The organism is Rickettsia endosymbiont of Oedothorax gibbosus (assembly GCF_936269705.1).
In the GTDB taxonomy this organism is placed as follows: domain Bacteria; phylum Pseudomonadota; class Alphaproteobacteria; order Rickettsiales; family Rickettsiaceae; genus Tisiphia.
In genome coordinates this window covers 1708005-1726073 of record NZ_OW370493.1, presented here as the reverse complement: position 1 = coordinate 1726073, position 18069 = coordinate 1708005, and the positions used below count along the sequence as shown (strand labels likewise).

Below are 18069 nucleotides of genomic sequence, written 5' to 3'. Positions count from 1 at the left end.
TCGAGCAGGGGGCATTTGTTATACGTAAGGTAAAATATAATCTAACTAACTATAAGTTAAGTACTAATCTATGATTAATATACTCAATCGATTAAAAATGCAAGTTTTTATAAAAATGTTGCACAAGCTTATAGCATATTTTTTGTATAAAAAAAATATTATTATCCTAATAGGAGATAAAGGTACATTTCTTTGTGCTTTGGTTCACGATAAAGTTGTAGGTAGTTTATTTGTCTCTGATAAAAAGCAAAATAAATTAGGTTCCTATAAAGAATTTTTTGCTAAATTCAAGAAACATTATGTTTTTTTCTTACTAAGCGGGGCTGAATGTCAATTACGCCATGAGCTAGTACCTGTACTACATTCAATAGTAAAAAATAATCCTGTGGAAAAATTTATTGAAGAGTATTTTCCTGCAGATTATATAGTTGGTTATAGTGTTTATAACATCAATACCAAGCCTAGTGAGGTATGGAATAGTTTGATTGTCTCTAGTCCTTATACTCCCCCTTTAAGTAAACTACTTGAAAATTTGCTGGCAAGTGATAGCCAAAAATTTGGTGGGATTTATTTTTTATCTTTAGAGTTGCAAACAATTATCGATAAAATTGTAAAAAATGTTGAGAATAATAAATATAGTGAATATTTACAAATTTTTGTATGTATTTTAAATAGCAGCGGCATTAAACTTGTTGTTAAACACCAAGGTAATATAATCTCAAAACAAACATTGGACTATCCAGCTGATAAGTCAGATTCATATATTCAGGGTATAATCGAACAAGAAGTGGAAGATTGTTTGATATCTTGTAAAAATTATATTGATAATCTAGCCCTTAAAGTTTGTATAATTTTCATAGTAGACCAAAATTTAAAGTTGCTGTTAGAACAATCCAATTTTGCTGGACATCCAGTAATATGTATAGTCAATTCAGGGGAATTGGATAATAAATTTTCAGATAGGATGATCGTTAAATTATTTAATGAACAAAAAAGCTTTCTAGCCTCTAATCAATATTTAGAATCGATAGCTAAACTCAATCTTATAAGCTCTTTAGTTTTTAAACCACTTATTACTATAATAATAATATTGATATTTGCTGCATCTATTATCAAAGTTAAAACCGTAGCAAATTACAAAAAGTTGGATATTTTAAATTCACATTATTTTAGTACTGAGCAAGATTATTATAACGTTAAGCAGACCTATCCATATCTTCAAAACGCTACTAATTTAGCTGATTTATACGTCTTTGAATCATTATTACAAATTCCAGTACCAATACCATTTGATTTGTTAGAAAAGTTTGTAACAAATTTACCACCTAATATTCATATAGAAGAAGTTAAATGGCAAAGGTTGGATCTAGATAATACGTTATCATCATCTAATCGGTATATAAAAATTGAAATATCATTGAGACTTATAGTTAATGATATATTAGTCGAAGAGGCTACTAAATTTTTAGAACAAGAAATTGCAAATTTTAGTAAAATATTTAGCAATATGGATATTAAATTTACAATATTTACTGACCAAATATTAGATTTACCTAATAGAGTGGTAATACCGGCATCGGTTATTATTACTAAAAAGAAAGGGTAAAAGATGCTTAAAAATTTTATTATTCATCTAAAAAATGTTATATTTTTTAAGTTTGCTATATGTTGTTTGTGTATTTCTAGCATTTTATGGTTGCTGCAAAGTCTTAATAAAGATTATATGGAGTCGATTACCAAGAATCACAATATTGCAGAATCTCTAGCTCAAGAAACGTTAAAGCTATATTCTATAATAAATTCAAAAAATAAAATACTAGAGACATATGCAAGATATGCGAAATTATTATCTATTTCTGCTAGACAAAGTTGTTTAGAGAGAGCAAGGTTAATAATGGAAATTGATAGTTTGTCAAAAAAATACAACCTAAATGAGCCGATTACTATATCGATTAAACAAGAATTCTTAAGTGGTATTAGATCAGATATGGGAACAAAGCAAGATACTATAAAGATAAAGAATTATGATGTTTACATAAGATTCTCTACCAAAGATTTTGTAACATTCTCGACAATCACAAAAGAAATATACTCTTGTATGCCGGAAAATACTATTGTACTATCTATAGATGTCAAAAAAGAAGATGTATTGGAGCCCAAGGTTATTTATAAACTATCAACAGAAAGAACCCCTGATGTAATTTTTACAAAACTCAACATGCGTATAAGAGAAATAACAACAAATAAATAAAATTATGAACATCTTCAACAGTACAAATATTTCTATATGCAGAAAAAGCATATATGAAGAGTTAATTAATAATATAACAAAACAAACATGTTTAACACTTTCTAATGTCATAGCTATTGATTACGAAATTAGACTTAAATCAATACCTGAAATTAATGTGCATATAGGTAATTGCATTGGTAAATTACGAACTTTTTTTGGTCAAAAAGTTATTACTGATGATAGTTTTTCAACAGTATTAATATTGTTTTCGGTAGCAATCTCTGCAGATGCAGTAGACTATCAGGATAGAGATAATATTCTAAACAAATCAGAAGATATAGTAGTTGATACACTAATAAATACAAATTTTGGTGATACAAATTCTGAAGAGAGGGGAGTAATCAAACAAGTGGTAAAAGATTTGTTGGCAGCAAAAAATAATTATGAATTAACAAACTTTATTCAAGTTGAACCAGAAATATTTCGTACAACGGTAATGCATGCGGTAAAAAAATATCAACAGCCCAAAGAGGTAAGTGATAATGTTCAATTGGAAATTAATAGAATAGTAACTGTTGCAGCAAAACATAATAAGAAAATGGAAATATTTAAACAAGCAACCAGCAAAATTATAACTGCTATTGGTGTTTTAGCAGTTGGGGCGATTAGTGTTGCAACAGCTGGGGCTACATTTGCTTTTATGGTAGTCCCTGCTTCTATTCTAGCAATAGAATATGCTCCCAAAATAGGAGAGAAGATGGGGGGGATGATTCTTAGTGCTGATAAATCGATGAGTGAGCAAGAACAAAAAATTACTACTCTAAAAACTAATTTGTTACAAAATAATAAAGAATTTTTGACCAAACCACAATCAATAGATGTTGGCAAACAACAATCAGTAGAGCATAATGTTGCAAAGGAACATCTATTGAGTAGTGGGGTAAAGTCTGTAGTTAATCAAAAATATAATACAATAAAGACTCAGCTACAGCCCAACTTGCCTAATAAAAATTCTTTGCAAAATAGCAAATCCTTAGGACATGTTAAACAAAGGTAATAATATGCTAGTAACTTGGATTCTCCTTATATTTGCCGGATTATTTGAAATAGGTTTTTCTATATCGTTGAAATTATCAGATGGGTTTACCAAAATAAAACCTATTATAGCTTTTATTGGCTTTTCAATATTAAGCTTTATTTGTCTTAGTAAAACTCTAGATAAGCTACCTCTTGGCACTGCTTATCTTCTATGGACTGGTATCGGAGCGGTAGGAACAGTCATAGTAGGAATAGTGTATTTTAATGAGCCATATTCTGCTATGCGAGTTTTCTTTATTAGCACTATGATAATTTCCATGATAGGTTTGAAGTTATCTTAACCCATTTACCTTAGGTATAACTCGATAATCAAGTTTTTTTACAGATTTGAATAAAATATAGGACAATGGTTGTTATCCCTGCTCAACTTAGTGTCACCCCTGCGAAAGCAGGGGTCTAGATTCCCGCCTACGCGGGAATGATGGTATGGACGAGTGAAGCGAAATATGCTTTACTTGTACGGAGTCAGCTGAAAAATAGTTTTCAGCTGCTCCAAATTAAATAATAATTTAATTAATAGGTCCATACCATGATAAATAATAGCATAAAAAATACTATAATAACCTGAGTTTGACGTAAGCACCAAACAAAATGCTAAGCATTATGTAATAACATAAACAAACTATAATGGTTCCAATATTTTGGACAGAAAAATAAGAAAAATGAGATAGAATTCTTTAGCAAACAAGGAGAGCTAGAGATGAAAAAACAAGTAAGGCAATATAGTGCTGAGGAGAAAGCCAAAATTGTCATAGAAGCAATTAAGGGAGAGCTAACAATAGCCCAGATAACCAGTAAGTATGGTGTTCATGCAACACAGATAAGTAACTGGAAAAAACAAGGTCTTGAGTTGTTAGTACAAGGTTTTAAGAATAAAACACAGAGTGCTGATCCAAATCAGCAGGGGTTAATCAAGAATCTATATGAGCAAATTGGTCAGTTAAGCGTTGAGTGTGACTGGCTCAAAAAAAAATCTGCATTGTTTAGAATTAAAGGTTAGGTGTAATATGATAGAGCCTAATCATAATAAGTTAACAATTGTACAACAGTGTAAGTTATTGGATATTAGCAGGTCAACCTATTACTATCAACCTACTGGTATTAGTGAACAAGATATCAAGATTATGGCAATAATTGATGAGACCTATACTATGCATCCATATTATGGTATGCGGCGGATGGCTAAATATTTACAAGCCCAAGGTTTTTCGGTAGGTCGTAAAGCTGTTAGACGTTACTACAAGATAATGGGTCTTGAAGCTGTTTATCCTAAAATAAATTTAAGCAAGAGGAATCAAGTGCATAAAATATATCCTTATTTACTAAAAGGATTAGAAATAGTATTGCCAAACCAGGTTTGGAGTGCAGATATAACGTATATAAGACTGAGCCAAGGGTTCGTATATTTAGTAGCTATTATTGACTGGTATAGTCGTTATATTCTAAGTTGGCGAATCTCCATTAGTTTGGAAAGTGAATTTTGTGTAACAGCCCTTGAAGACGCTATAGAAAAATATGGTATGCCAAAAATATTTAATACTGATCAAGGAGTACAATTTACCTCGGAGAATTTTATTAGTATGCTAAAGCTACATAATATCTTGATTAGTATGGATGGTAAGGGACGAGCCTTAGATAATATTTTTATTGAACGTTTTTGGCGATCATTAAAACAGGAAAAAATTTATCGGATTATTTTAACAACAGTAAAGGAGGCAAAGACAGCAATTAACGAATATATGGACTTTTATAATAGACAAAGGATGCATCAAGCTTTGGATTATAAAACTCCAGAATGTGTATATTTTGAAAAAAATATTGTATAAAAACAACAATTTAATTTTTGTGAATTATATCTCTATTTATCTAAATTTTTGTCTAGACAAAGGGGACCACCTTAATATATATCAAGTTGAATCAGAGAATTTGAAGAGATATAAGCAAAGACGAGAAGATTTAGTATTAATGCTTAGCAATGAAAAGAAAAGACTACATCATAGTATTGATGGTATTGATAAAGATAGTATAGAAAAACACATTAAATTCTTACAAAATGAAATAGCTGAGCTTGATAAGAAGTTAAACAAAACAATAGATGAGTCAGAAGAGTTAAAAGAGAAGGTAAAAATATTAGAGACTGTACCTGGTATTGGTAAATGTTTGGCTACAAAACTAATTAGTTTTGTACCTGAATTAGGGGATAAAAATTATAGTAGTAATGAATTGTCAGCAATTGTGGGGATAGCTCCGTACGCCCGTGATAGTGGTAATAAGCAAGGACGAAGATTTATTAGGGGAGGCAGAAAAATACCACGGGATGCTTTATACATGGCGGTATTAACTGGCAAAAATGGTTTTCAATATTTAAAAACTTTATACAATAGGCTTGTTAATAATTTTAAACCTAAGAAAGTTGCGATAGTTGCTTGTATGCGTAAGCTACTTGAAGTTTGCCATAAACTTATTCAACAAAAACGTTGTTTTATTATTTAGATAAATATTTTTTTGAAAATTTGAGTCTGTCCTATAGTTTGTGTAAGTTGCAAAGAAAGCAGTAAGAGATTACTGTAAAAAAAGTAACTTAAGCAAGCAAGGAGGAATTATGGCTAAAAAATTAGATACAGATAAAGATACATTAAACATCAGTAATCAGCTAGTAGAAGAATTATTATCAAAAGCAGATCCATCGGAGTTATTTGGTCGAGATGGTTTATTTCAACAGCTAAAGAAGCAAATAGTTGAGAAAATATTAGCAAGTGAGTTGGATCATGAATTAGGATATTCAAAACATAGCAAGATGCCAAAAGTAGATAATAATAGTCGTAATGGTAGCTATGAGAAGACAGTAATTGATGGGGATGGTCGTAAGCTGACAGTAGAAGTACCAAGAGATCGGGAAGGAGAGTATAATCCTCAATTAATACCAAAAGGGCTGAGGAGATTTAATGGATTTGATGAGAAAGTGATATCCCTTTATGGTCGCGGTATGACAGTCAGCGAGATCCGAGGGCATTTAGAAGAAATATATCAAACTGATGTATCTGGTGACTTGATATCCACCATAACAGATGGGGTAATAGAAGAAGTAACTAGGTGGCAAAATCGTTGTTTAGATAGGGTGTATCCAATATTATACTTGGACTGTATCTATGTAAAATCTAGAGACAATCACATAGTAATAAATAAAGCAGTATATTTAGCACTTGCTGTAAATATAGAAGGGAAAAAGGAGTTACTTGGCATTTGGATAGGCAAAAATGAAGGTGCTAAATTTTGGATGCAAGTAACGTCAGTTCGGGATAAGATATAGATGAAATAGTAATAGATAAAAGGATTGTCAAAAAGGAGTGCCTGCAGTATTTATATTTTTAAACAAAAAAACAAACTACAGGCATGAAAAAAGATATCACAGAATTATATAGTTTTATAGATGATTTTTGTAAAATTTATTTGGAGTATGAACAGAGAAAGTTATTACCATCAAATAAGCAAAGAAATCGCTGTTGTAGCATGAGTCTAAGTGAAATGTTAACAATAATAATTATGTTTCATACATCCTATGCTAAGAATTTTAAATTTTTCTATAAAAGTTATATAGAGTGCATGCATAAGGATGATTTTCCCAAAGCCTTGAGTTATAATAGATTTGTTGAATTAATGGCACGATTATTCATACCGCTAAATATGTTGATTCATTTGTTGTTTGGTGAGGAAACAGGTATTTATTTTATTGACTCTACAACGATTAAAGCTTGTCACAATAAAAGGCGTTATAGCAATAAAGTTTTTAAAGGATTAGCCAAACATAGTAAATCCTCTATGGGGTATTTTTATGGTTTTAAATTACATGTAATAATCAATAATAAAGGGGAGTTTATGGCATTAAAAGTGACCAAAGGCAATGTAGATGATAGGGTTCCAGTACCGGAGTTAACAAAAAGATTAACTGGAATTATAGCAGCTGATAAAGGTTATATTAAGCAAAATTTGTTCTTAAATTTATATGAAAGAGGCTTAAAAATGATTCATGGAATTAAGAAGAATATGGAAAATAAATTAATGGATTTGAAAGAAAAAATCTTACTTCGAAAGCGTAACTTAATTGAAACAGTTTTTGATTATCTAAAAAATAAAATGAACCTTGAACATACTAGACATAGATCACCAATAAATGCCTTTGTCCATATATTATCTACTCTTGTTGCTTACTCATTAAAGAAAAATAAACCTTCAACAAAATTTGATTTTAATCTACATGTTCACAATATCCTTATCCCGAATTGACGTAAGTAGTTACTGAGTTAAAGAATCGAGGAATTGAACAAATTTATGTTGCTTGTGTGGGGTTTAAAGGGCTTTCCAGAAGCTATAAGCAGTGTATTCCCGAGTACTATAGTACAATTATGTATTGTACATATGGTTCGCAATTCAGTAAAGTATGTGTCATATAAAGATTTAAAAGAGGTCACATCAGATCTAAAACAAATTTATACAGCTAATAATGACGAAATGGCACGTTTAAAACTTCAGCAATTTGGTGTAAAATGGGATAAAAAATATCCGGTAATTTCTGATATTTGGCAACGTAATTGGTCTGGGATAATACCGTTTTTTGCCTTTCCTGAAGAGAACAGAAAGGTAATTTATACTACTAACACTATAGAATCTGTAAATCGTCAAATTAGAAAAATTATCAAAAATAAGGGGGTGTTTCCAGATGATAAGTCAATTCAAAAAATAATATTTTTATCCCTACAAAATGCAGCCAAAAAATGGACCATGCCTATTAAAGATTGGTCTTTAGCTTTAAATCAATTTGAAATACTTTGTGGAGATTTTAAATATGATTTATTGGAAAATAAAAAATGAACTTTGTGAGTAGACCTAACCAATTGCTTGGTTAAGCCCCTCCTCAGAACCGGACATGCAGAGCTACCGCATCCGGCTCCCGAAAGGTAAGATAGGCTTGTACCCTATTTTTTTTTGTTGGTTTTAGAACATTGAAATGGTCTTCCACTTATTTGGAAAGTCGACCCTTTTGAGTATTTCAGCTAATCTTTGCCAATTCATCTTACGCTTCCCACCCATTCTATTAAACCACCCATATATTGCTCGCCTAGTTTGGTGAATAAATGAACTTACTCGTCTTTGATTATCTGATATACCATGATAATTGATCCACCCCTTTGTAGCTCTAATGACTTGCAATAATATCTGTTCTTTGCCCCTCTCATTAAGGTGACTTCGTAGATATTCTCTTAGCCCTTTAAGCTTCTCGGTAAATCGATCTTTCCTTGTGGTATATTTTAATCTCCATATGTTACCAAACCTTGATTTACCCCAATAGCAAGTAAAGCCAAGAAAATTATAACTCTTGATCTTCTTACCTTGCTTAGCTAAGTCCTCAGCATGGTATCTACCGGACTGAATCATCTGCGATTTAGCTTCATTGATGTTCAAGCCATACTTGTTTAATCTTTTGGGCAAAACCTCATAAAACTTCCTCGCGTCTTCTTCATTCTCAAAGACGAACACCATATCGTCACAATACCTCACCATTCCAGTTTGCCCTCTTATGTTTTCCTTGCTGATTTTAGCAAACCAACAGTCAATAACATAATGTAGGAAGACATTTGCCAAAATTGGTGATGTTTTAGACCCTTGGCGGCATCCTTCCTTGTTAGTAACTGTAATGCCGTTTTCTATAATTGGTGTTTCCATCAGTTTCATAACTAGTCTTAGGAATCTTTTGTCAGATATTCTCTTTCTTAGGAATCCCATCAACTCAGAATGTTTGATTGAATTGAAGCACTTAGTTATATCAATTTCAACTACAGCTCCTTTATTGAAGTTATACGTAAGTCTATTCAACTCCTTAAGTGCATCATGGGCGTTTAATTTAGGTCGAAACCCGTAAGAACATTTTAAGAATATTGGCTCGAACACTGAGTTTAATATCTTGCTTACTGCCGACTCGATTATCTTGTCTTCAAAGCATGATATTACCAAAGGTCTTTTGCCTCCATCTTCTTTTGGAATCAATGTAATTCGTGCAGGTTTAGCTTGATATTGCCCCTTGCGAATTTTAGTAAGGAGCGAGAGCAAATTTGCTTCCAACTTCTTACCATAAACCGCTTTGGTTATACCATCTATTCCTACAGCTTTCTTGCTATCAAGTTCCTTATATTGTTCTTCTAACATCTTTAAATCAATAATATGTCCAAGATTATTAAACTTTATGTCTTGATTTTGTGATGATAGCAACTTTATACGCTCAAGTTTCGTTGACCATGTATTTCCGTCTATGCTGTGTACGGTCATTGTTTCCCTCTTACGTTCTTACCTTTCTGTCAGCCCTTCGCTCCACTCCCATTACGAAGCTTCATCACTACTACAACTGACTCAGCCATCCTTAACACCATCTCCAAAGCCTTATGTTTCGGCACTTGTACTTTGAATACTTACTTAACTCAGTAAGAGTTATAAGGACTTCTCAAGTTGTGTCATTAATCTCTACAAACTCGCTGACGCCTGAGACCCCGATGGTTGAAAACTTTCGGATTTTCGCTAGTTTGACCTCTAGTTTTCTCTTGTCTACTGCGTTGTGTAGCACATCGACTTCCACTACCAATATCATTTCAGGGCTATCACGTTCACCATTTGGTTTCGGCTCGGATGTTTCGCTGTCTACGCTTTACTACTGTCGTTACCTTCAGCAGCACAAGACTCGCTATATGGTGGAGCTAGCTACTCCTTCCATAACAGGACTTTCACCCGTAAGATTAATGCACCTTATCTTGACGCACACACAAATTAAATGATTGACTCGAAAATTTAGATAAAAGATAATTGCTATGATTATAGCCATATTCACATAAACTTGATATTGTAGAATTAGTTTTTTGCACACGATCTCTGATCGTATTACTTCTAATTTTATGCAAAAATTTTATATCTTGTTCCTCTTTGCTTTTTGGCAGCATAGTTTTTAATTCTGGATCACGAGCCGCTTTGCATATTGCTAACGCATCGTTATAATCATTTTTCTGTTTCGATGTAGCATAAACTTTTACATCTTTTGTTTTCATTAGTTTGACTTGCAAACCAAGCTTAGCAATTTCCTGTGACCAATAATTAGCTCCTCCACATGCTTCCATAGCTGCCAATGAACTTTTATCGAGATTGCTTAAATAGGCTATTAACTCATCTCTTGTAACTTTTTGATAACCTATTTTTTTGCCATTTTGATCGACTTGCACCAAGTGCATACTATTTTTTGCTAAATCTATTCCTATTATAGTATTTTTTATGCTATTATTTATCATGGTATGGACCTATTAATTAAATTATTATTTAATTTGGAGCAGCTGAAAACTATTTTTCAGCTGACTCCGTACAAGTAAAGCATATTTCGCTTCACTCGTCCATACCATCATTCCCGCTTCGGTGCGGAATCTAAGACCCCTGCCTACGCAGGGGTGACACCACAATTGTTGAAAGTTAGAAGGTAAAGCGGGTTTTAGATAGGTTTTCTGTCATTGCGAGACCACGTAGTGGTCGTGGCAATCCATCTTTGGTTACTTTTATGGATTGCTTCGTCGACCTATGGTCTTTCTTGCAATGACGTTGACCACATACGACTTTTAAACTATCCGGTCTAAAACCGCTTCCTCTTCTAACTTTCAACAGTTGTGGGGGTGACATTAAGACGAGTGTTATTATTTTAACTAATATAAAGCAAAATAAAGTCAGTTGATGAAAAGAATTATAAAATGTTTATATCAGGCAATTTTAAAAACAATTGAACATGATGGGGTTGAACATTCAGGGTATATGTCATTTATGATACTCATGGCATTTTTTCCTTTTTTAGTTTTTTTATTAGCATTAACAAGTTTTATTGGTGCCTCAGAACTCGGGCAGAATTTTATAACTATCTTTCTTGAGAGTATGCCAGAATTGGCTACTGACTCAATAAAAACTAGGATAAATGAACTTAGTAAAACTCCACCTCAAAGTCTAATGACCGTAGCGATAGTAGGAAGTATATGGACCGCATCATCTTTTGTTGAATGTTTAAGAACAATCTTAAATAGGGTATATGAAATAAAATCACCCCCTCCATACATAAGACGAAGATTACTTAGCATAGTACAGTTCTTAGTAATCAGCATATTCGTTACTTTTGCTATGTTCATTTTAATTATAGTGCCAATAATATTGACAAAACTTCCGATGATTTTACAAATAATGGAAGAACATATGCTAGCTCTAACTATTTTACGATATGTTATAATTTTTTGTTCATTATTTATTACCTCATCATCATTATATTATATCGTCCCTAATATAACATTAAATTTTACAGATGTAGTTCCTGGAGCTTTATTAACAGTAATTTTATGGGTGATAAGTGGATATTTATTATCTACTTGGATAAGAAGTTATAACCAATTAAGCATAATATATGGTTCACTTGGTGGTATAATAATAACCCTAATGTTCTTTTATATTATTAACATGATTTTTATATATGGTGCAGAATTTAATTATTTGCTAAAAAAATACCACTGAATTATTAAATAAAAGTAAATCTTTGTTTACTTTTATGAAATTTTTGTTGCGTCCTAGCTAAAATAGTAGTACAAGCCGTTTTGTTAGGATATGTGAAGGATATCTAAGTAAAAGCTTGAACGATGGGATAATGGTTGCATCTTTGTCATTCGCGTTCGTCCCTTTGTTATTCGTGCTTAGGTGCGGAATCTAAGCCCCCGCATCAAAGCAGGGGTGACATCTGACTTTTTTGTCATATATGGACGAGTGAATTTGTCAACAAAGAAAATAAAAAAATAGAGCCACAAAGGAAGCGGTCATATATTCGGCATCGAGTGCCATAATGGTTTCTGCATTCTTATAAATATCCTTGAGTGACCTCTCATTCCCACGGCTTCTAGAGCCTCGACATAATTACGGATTTTATTCAGAATACTTATTCATTAACTCTTTAACTTTCGTTCTCTTTATTGTTACTATTCTTTACTCGCAATATTTATCAATTACCAATTTTTATTTAGTTGACATAGTTTCTTCTTTTTTCTCAACTAAACTAATTTGCAACATATTCGCTACCATTGGTGACTACTGCATAAGCAATCCTTGCTAACTTATTTGCTAAACCAACACATATAATATTATATGATTTATTTTCAGCAAATTTCTTCACTGCCCACTGCACTAGTTTATCTTTCGATTCCTTACCACTTTTTGCTCTTATTGCTATTGTCCTTGCAGCTTGAATCAACATAGTTCTGGCATATCTATCTCCCTGTTTGGTAATCCCTCCTAAAACTATCTTATCTCCTGAGCTATGTTGCTTTGGTACCAAACCAAGCGAAGCAGCAAAATCCCTTGGGGTTGGATAACTTTCCATTGGGGCTACACTCAAACAACTAGCATTGATTGCTCCAATGCCAAAAATTGTCTGCAACCTAGTAGCTTTCTCACTTTGCTTATTATTGCTGATAATCAGCTTTTCTAAAGTTTTCTCTTTGTCACATAAATCCTCAATTTCTTTACATTCTAAAAGTAAAATTGACCGTATCCCAGAATTTATATAACCTTTACTATACGCTAACTCTACCTCCAGCCTACATGATTTGCAAAATTTATTTTTACTTAATTTTGTATTATAGCCATATTCACATAAACTTGATATTGTAGAATTAGTTTTTTGCACACGATCTCTGATCGTATTACTTCTAATTTTATGCAAAAATTTTATATCTTGTTCCTCTTTGCTTTTTGGCAGCATAGTTTTTAATTCTGGATCACGAGCCGCTTTGCATATTGCTAACGCATCGTTATAATCATTTTTCTGTTTCGATGTAGCATAAACTTTTACATCTTTTGTTTTCATTAGTTTGACTTGCAAACCAAGCTTAGCAATTTCCTGTGACCAATAATTAGCTCCTCCACATGCTTCCATAGCTACCAATGAACTTTTATCGAGATTGCTTAAATAGGCTATTAACTCATCTCTTGTAACTTTTTGATAACCTATTTTTTTGCCATTTTGATCGACTTGCACCAAGTGCATACTATTTTTTGCTAAATCTATTCCTATTATAGTATTTTTTATGCTATTATTTATCATGGTATGGACCTATTAATTAAATTATTATTTAATTTGGAGCAGCTGAAAACTATTTTTCAGCTGACTCCGTACAAGTAAAGCATATTTCGCTTCACTCGTCCATACCATCATTCCCGCTTCGGTGCGGAATCTAAGACCCCTGCTTACGCAGGGGTGACACTAGAGCAGGGATGCTCATCATTACTCTGTTCTATTCAAATTTCCTTCACATAGCCTAGTGATTTTAACTAAAAAAGATTATAATTATGAAAAGAAAAAAAGTTTATACACAATATAAATCAGATGAAAATCCCCCTGTCCAGGTTAGTTTTTTTTAAATCCTTTGCTCACTGAAATAGGCAACTCTATTACGATACTTGTAGCTTTAAGAGATAAAGACTTGATAACCATAGGCTCCCTGTTTAATGTGCCTCAGAGACTGCAAGGTGACCTTTATAAGCTCGTTGAATCTAATGAGTTTACTAATAAGAAAGTTGAAGCTTTATTTAAGCAGGAGCTTAACTCATCCAGAATAAATGCTGATAAGGCAGCAATCAATAATTATCAGTCTATAGTAGTTAAGCTCTTGAATAATCCAGATATTAGTATTAACGAAATATTTGATTGTTTTAAAAAAGCTAATGTACCTGTATATATTAATTTTGAAAAAGATGATATCGATAAAGCTCTAATAGAATTACAGAAGTTGCAGCATGAGTACTTGCCAGTCCGTATGGTTACTGGGGAGGAATACTTAAATATGCTGAGTGAGTTAACGCTAACTCAGCTTGCTACAAATCTAGAGTATTTAGATAGTCTTGATGCTCCATCAGGAAAACATAATGTTGATGTATCAGGAAAGCATATTGACTATGATTCAGAGGTGTAATAGACTATAGTACCCTACAATTTTGAGAAGATGAAGAAGAATGGTTGATTTAGAGTGGTGTGAAGTAGTATAAGGTAGGTATTTTTATAACAAAATGCATAATATAATACTTCAAGAATTGATTTTATATATAGACGGAAATAAATCAAGATTAAAATGTTTGGTTGGTATGGTAATTAGTTTGCTGACGGGCAGCTCAATTTATCAAAAAGGTTTAGCACTTGGTATTTTAGGTGATGCTAAAGCGACGTCAAAAACTCATAGAATTTATCGTTTTTTAAAAGATTTTAATTTTGATTATATGAAGGTTGGCTATTTGCTATTAAGCTTTTTTGCTTCAAAAAATTATGTCGTAGCAATGGATAGGACAAGTTGGAAATTTGGTAAATCCGATATTAATATTTTATTTTTAGTAATGGTAATTGGTAAAATATCGGTGCCAATATTCTGGAAGACTTTGTCGCATGGTGGCGGGTGTTCTGCAGAATTTATGAAGGAATTTTTACAGAAATTTATTAATAATTTTGGCGTTGAAAGAATAAAATATTTGCTTGCTGATAGAGAATTTATGAATAAAGAATGGTTAGACTTTCTGATAAATAACCATCTAAAGTTTGTTATTCCATTAAAAATGGATCATAAAATTCGTCTTACAAAAGGTTTAAGAACTTTAACCATTGAAAGAATATTTAGTGATGTTAAAGCCTTAGAGTATAGGGCTTGTAGTGGTATATTATGGAATAGAAAGGTTAATTTTACCGCATATAGAAATGATAAGAGCGAGCTGATGGTTCTGGTGTCTTCAATTGAAATAGAGCAAGATATTTTTGCTTTATATAAATTTCGTTGGAGTGTTGAACGACTATTTTTGCACCTAAAAAGCGGTGGTTTTGATATTGAAAAAAGTCACATTGTAAAATTGGATAGATTTGAAAAATTATTAGTGATAACTGCTATTGCTTCAGCTTTAATAGTCAAAAATGGAATAATACAAAATGCCTTAAATCCCATCCGAATAAAACGGTACAAAACCATTGAAAGACAATTGTTTTCATTATTTACCTATGGCTTTGATCATATCAAAAATGCTTTTTATCAATCTACAACAGCCATAACGCAGCTAATATCCACATTATTAATACCTCCCAAACAAAAACTTTTTTCTATCCTAATACCATCTTTACAAAAATTGTAGGGTACTATGGTAATAGACTCTTAACCCGATTAATATTTATCTATAATGTTTGTGTTATTCCTGCATAGTATGTCATACCTGCGTAAGCAGGGAACCAGATTCCCGCCTACGCGGGAATGATGGTATGGACGAGTGAAGCGAAATATGCTTTACTTGTACGGAGTCAGCTGAAAAATAGTTTTCAGCTGCTCCAAATTAAATAATAATTTAATTAATAGGTCCATACCATGATAAATAATAGCATAAAAAATACTATAATAGGAATAGATTTAGCAAAAAATAGTATGCACTTGGTGCAAGTCGATCAAAATGGCAAAAAAATAGGTTATCAAAAAGTTACAAGAGATGAGTTAATAGCCTATTTAACCTGAGTTTGACGTAAGCACCAAACAAAATGCTAAGCATTATGTAATAACATAAACAAACTGTTGGTGGTGAGCTATGGTAAAAATAAAACCTTCTTTCAAACTAGTGTGTTAGGAGAAAGAATATTTGAAAAGTAAGAAGGGAGGGATTATAAAGTTCTCGAATAATAACAACAAAATTGGAGAATATATTATGATCCCTCTTACGGAGATTTTCTGCTTAATTGATGATTTTTGCAAGCATTTTGATACGGAGCAAAATAAATATATATTACCAAATCCTAACCGTAAGCGTAAAGTAGTTTGCAGTATAGGACTCTCAGAGATTATTACTATTATAGTAATGTTTCACTTGAGTCACTACCGTACCTTTAAAGATTTTTATTTATGCTGCCTATGTCAAAGTTATAGAAAGGAATTTCCAAAACTTGTGAGCTATAGTCGTTTTGTTCAGTTAATGCCAATGAGCTTCATGCCCATGGTATTACTGCTAAAAAGCCTATCAGGAAAACAAACTGGTCAATATTATATCGACTCTACTAAACTTCCTGCTTGCCATAATTTAAGAATTAATAGACATAAAGTATTCAAAGACATAGCAAAAAGAGGTAAGACTTCCACTGGGTGGTTCTTTGGTTGTAAGCTACATATTGTCATTAACAGTTGTGGAGAGATTATGAGTTTTTCTTTAACTCCAGGAAATGTTGATGATAGAGCAGTGGTAGAAAATTTAGTAGATAAATTACAAGGCTGGCTTTTTGGTGATCGTGGGTATATCAGTAAAAAACTCACTCAATCCCTTGCTAATCAAGGTTTAGAACTAATAACAAAAATTAAAAGTAATATGAAAGAAAGAATAATAGATCCTATTAAAAAGCGGTTTTTAAATAAAAGGTATATTATTGAAACCATTAACGATCAACTAAAAAACCTTTGTCATATAGACCATACAAGGCATAGATCTGTTATGAATTTTCAAACTAACGTATTAGCTGGACTGCTTGCCTATGTTTTTAAGCCTAATAAAATTTCTGTAGCTTTTGGAAAATTAAACAATCTCAACCTTCCTCTTACATCAAACTGAGGTTATTTAAGCAATCTCGATAAAAGTTCATTGGTAGCTATGGAAGCATGTGGAGGAGCTAATTATTGGTCACAGGAAATTGCTAAGCTTGGTTTGCAAGTCAAACTAATGAAAACAAAAGATGTAAAAGTTTATGCTACATCGAAACAGAAAAATGATTATAACGATGCGTTAGCAATATGCAAAGCGGCTCGTGATCCAGAATTAAAAACTGTGCTGCCAAAAAGCAAAGAGGAACAAGATATAAAATTTTTGCATAAAATTAGAAGTAATACGATCAGAGATCGTGTGCAAAAAACTAATTCTACAATATCAAGTTTATGTGAATATGGCTATAATACAAAATTAAGTAAAAATAAATTTTGCAAATCATGTAGGCTGGAGGTAGAGTTAGCGTATAGTAAAGGTTATATAAATTCTGGGATACGGTCAATTTTACTTTTAGAATGTAAAGAAATTGAGGATTTATGTGACAAAGAGAAAACTTTAGAAAAGCTGATTATCAGCAATAATAAGCAAAGTGAGAAAGCTACTAGGTTGCAGACAATTTTTGGCATTGGAGCAATCAATGCTAGTTGTTTGAGTGTAGCCCCAATGGAAAGTTATCCAACCCCGAGGGATTTTGCTGCTTCGCTTGGTTTGGTACCAAAGCAACATAGCTCAGGAGGTAAGATAGTTTTAGGAGGGATTACCAAACAGGGAGATAGATATGCCAGAACTATGTTGATTCAAGCCGCAAGGACAATAGCAATAAGAGCAAAAAGTGGTAAGGAATCGAAAGATAAACTAGTGCAGTGGGCAGTGAAGAAATTTGCTGAAAATAAATCATATAATATTATATGTGTTGGTTTAGCAAATAAGTTAGCAAGGATTGCTTATGCAGTAGTCACCAATGGTAGCGAATATGTTGCAAATTAGTTTAGTTGAGAAAAAAGAAGAAACTATGTCAACTAAATAAAAATTGGTAATTGATAAATATTGCGAGTAAAGAATAGTAACAATAAAGAGAACGAAAGTTAAAGAGTTAATGAATAAGTATTCTGAATAAAATCCGTAATTATGTCGAGGCTCTA

At 32.3% G+C, this 18069-nt stretch carries 17 protein-coding genes and 2 pseudogenes; 16 read left to right on the top strand and 3 right to left on the bottom strand.

Annotation, left to right across the window (positions count from 1 at the left end):
* Positions 1-115 precede the first annotated feature (115 nt).
* From NBW66_RS09390 to NBW66_RS09345, 10 genes and pseudogenes are all read left to right on the top strand, one after another.
* Entirely contained in the window at positions 116-1606 is a 1491-nt protein-coding gene (locus NBW66_RS09390; RefSeq protein WP_250310819.1) for a hypothetical protein, read from the top strand.
* Between the two features lie 3 nt (positions 1607-1609).
* Positions 1610-2251, top strand: a complete 642-nt coding sequence (locus NBW66_RS09385; RefSeq protein ID WP_250310818.1) for a hypothetical protein — start codon at positions 1610-1612, stop codon at positions 2249-2251.
* Positions 2252-2255: 4 nt separating this feature from the next.
* Positions 2256-3290 (top strand): RP853 family protein, encoded by a 1035-nt coding sequence (locus tag NBW66_RS09380; protein WP_250310817.1) that lies wholly within the window; start codon positions 2256-2258, stop codon positions 3288-3290.
* Positions 3274-3612, top strand: coding sequence for a DMT family transporter (locus tag NBW66_RS09375; RefSeq protein WP_250310816.1), 339 nt, complete (start codon positions 3274-3276; stop codon positions 3610-3612). Before NBW66_RS09380 ends, NBW66_RS09375 begins: the two co-directional genes overlap by 17 nt.
* Positions 3613-4031: 419 nt before the next feature.
* Entirely contained in the window at positions 4032-4331 is a 300-nt protein-coding gene (locus NBW66_RS09370) for a transposase (protein WP_250310572.1), read from the top strand.
* 7 nt (positions 4332-4338) lie between these two features.
* Entirely contained in the window at positions 4339-5157 is an 819-nt protein-coding gene (locus tag NBW66_RS09365; RefSeq protein WP_250310686.1) for an IS3 family transposase, read from the top strand.
* Between the two features lie 19 nt (positions 5158-5176).
* Entirely contained in the window at positions 5177-5824 is a 648-nt protein-coding gene (locus NBW66_RS09360) for a transposase (RefSeq protein ID WP_250310815.1), read from the top strand.
* A 109-nt stretch (positions 5825-5933) separates the two neighbouring features.
* Positions 5934-6641 (top strand): IS256 family transposase, encoded by a 708-nt coding sequence (locus NBW66_RS09355; protein WP_250310814.1) that lies wholly within the window; start codon positions 5934-5936, stop codon positions 6639-6641.
* Positions 6642-6724: 83 nt separating this feature from the next.
* On the top strand, positions 6725-7615 hold the full coding sequence (locus NBW66_RS09350) for an IS982 family transposase (protein WP_250310582.1): 891 nt from the start codon (positions 6725-6727) through the stop codon (positions 7613-7615).
* 5 nt (positions 7616-7620) lie between these two features.
* Positions 7621-8200: pseudogene (locus NBW66_RS09345) on the top strand (IS256 family transposase); the annotation flags it as partial.
* A 123-nt stretch (positions 8201-8323) separates the two neighbouring features.
* Here the strand turns inward: NBW66_RS09345 and NBW66_RS09340 are convergent.
* Together NBW66_RS09340 and NBW66_RS09335 are read right to left on the bottom strand one after the other, a co-directional pair.
* A complete protein-coding gene (locus NBW66_RS09340) occupies positions 8324-9652 on the bottom strand; it encodes a reverse transcriptase domain-containing protein (RefSeq protein ID WP_250310618.1) in 1329 nt (442 codons plus the stop codon).
* Positions 9653-10113: 461 nt separating this feature from the next.
* Positions 10114-10656, bottom strand: a complete 543-nt coding sequence (locus NBW66_RS09335) for an IS110 family transposase (protein WP_250310812.1) — start codon at positions 10654-10656, stop codon at positions 10114-10116.
* A 430-nt stretch (positions 10657-11086) separates the two neighbouring features.
* Between NBW66_RS09335 and NBW66_RS09330 the strand changes: the two genes are divergently transcribed.
* Positions 11087-11905, top strand: a complete 819-nt coding sequence (locus NBW66_RS09330; protein ID WP_250310811.1) for a YihY/virulence factor BrkB family protein — start codon at positions 11087-11089, stop codon at positions 11903-11905.
* 532 nt (positions 11906-12437) lie between these two features.
* Here the strand turns inward: NBW66_RS09330 and NBW66_RS09325 are convergent.
* Entirely contained in the window at positions 12438-13484 is a 1047-nt protein-coding gene (locus NBW66_RS09325; protein WP_250310810.1) for an IS110 family RNA-guided transposase, read from the bottom strand.
* Between the two features lie 379 nt (positions 13485-13863).
* On the opposite strand from NBW66_RS09325, the gene NBW66_RS09320 reads away from it, so the two are divergent.
* The 5 genes and pseudogenes from NBW66_RS09320 to NBW66_RS09300 all read left to right on the top strand — a co-directional run.
* Positions 13864-14352: a hypothetical protein gene (locus NBW66_RS09320; protein WP_250310809.1), complete on the top strand. Its 489-nt coding sequence runs from the start codon at positions 13864-13866 to the stop codon at positions 14350-14352.
* Positions 14353-14446: 94 nt separating this feature from the next.
* Positions 14447-15547, top strand: coding sequence for a transposase (locus NBW66_RS09315; RefSeq protein ID WP_250310546.1), 1101 nt, complete (start codon positions 14447-14449; stop codon positions 15545-15547).
* A gap of 227 nt (positions 15548-15774) precedes the next feature.
* Positions 15775-15918, top strand: coding sequence for a hypothetical protein (locus NBW66_RS09310; RefSeq protein ID WP_250310808.1), 144 nt, complete (start codon positions 15775-15777; stop codon positions 15916-15918).
* Between the two features lie 187 nt (positions 15919-16105).
* Entirely contained in the window at positions 16106-16996 is an 891-nt protein-coding gene (locus tag NBW66_RS09305; protein ID WP_250310807.1) for an IS982 family transposase, read from the top strand.
* A gap of 21 nt (positions 16997-17017) precedes the next feature.
* A pseudogene (locus NBW66_RS09300) lies at positions 17018-17914 on the top strand (IS110 family RNA-guided transposase); the annotation flags it as partial.
* Positions 17915-18069: the final 155 nt, after the last annotated feature.

Bases quoted from the DNA above. Each gene is read 5' to 3' on its own strand.
- NBW66_RS09335 (WP_250310812.1), bottom strand. From the start codon at position 10,656: ATGATAAATAATAGCATAAAAAATACTATAATAGGAATAGATTTAGCA.
- NBW66_RS09375 (WP_250310816.1), top strand. From the start codon at position 3,274: ATGTTAAACAAAGGTAATAATATGCTAGTAACTTGGATTCTCCTTATA.
- NBW66_RS09310 (WP_250310808.1), top strand. From the start codon at position 15,775: ATGATAAATAATAGCATAAAAAATACTATAATAGGAATAGATTTAGCA.
- NBW66_RS09315 (WP_250310546.1), top strand. From the start codon at position 14,447: ATGCATAATATAATACTTCAAGAATTGATTTTATATATAGACGGAAAT.
- NBW66_RS09325 (WP_250310810.1), bottom strand. From the start codon at position 13,484: ATGATAAATAATAGCATAAAAAATACTATAATAGGAATAGATTTAGCA.
- NBW66_RS09390 (WP_250310819.1), top strand. From the start codon at position 116: ATGTTGCACAAGCTTATAGCATATTTTTTGTATAAAAAAAATATTATT.
- NBW66_RS09350 (WP_250310582.1), top strand. From the start codon at position 6,725: ATGAAAAAAGATATCACAGAATTATATAGTTTTATAGATGATTTTTGT.
- NBW66_RS09340 (WP_250310618.1), bottom strand. From the start codon at position 9,652: ATGACCGTACACAGCATAGACGGAAATACATGGTCAACGAAACTTGAG.
- NBW66_RS09330 (WP_250310811.1), top strand. From the start codon at position 11,087: ATGAAAAGAATTATAAAATGTTTATATCAGGCAATTTTAAAAACAATT.
- NBW66_RS09365 (WP_250310686.1), top strand. From the start codon at position 4,339: ATGATAGAGCCTAATCATAATAAGTTAACAATTGTACAACAGTGTAAG.
- NBW66_RS09305 (WP_250310807.1), top strand. From the start codon at position 16,106: ATGATCCCTCTTACGGAGATTTTCTGCTTAATTGATGATTTTTGCAAG.
- NBW66_RS09385 (WP_250310818.1), top strand. From the start codon at position 1,610: ATGCTTAAAAATTTTATTATTCATCTAAAAAATGTTATATTTTTTAAG.
- NBW66_RS09380 (WP_250310817.1), top strand. From the start codon at position 2,256: ATGAACATCTTCAACAGTACAAATATTTCTATATGCAGAAAAAGCATA.
- NBW66_RS09355 (WP_250310814.1), top strand. From the start codon at position 5,934: ATGGCTAAAAAATTAGATACAGATAAAGATACATTAAACATCAGTAAT.
- NBW66_RS09370 (WP_250310572.1), top strand. From the start codon at position 4,032: ATGAAAAAACAAGTAAGGCAATATAGTGCTGAGGAGAAAGCCAAAATT.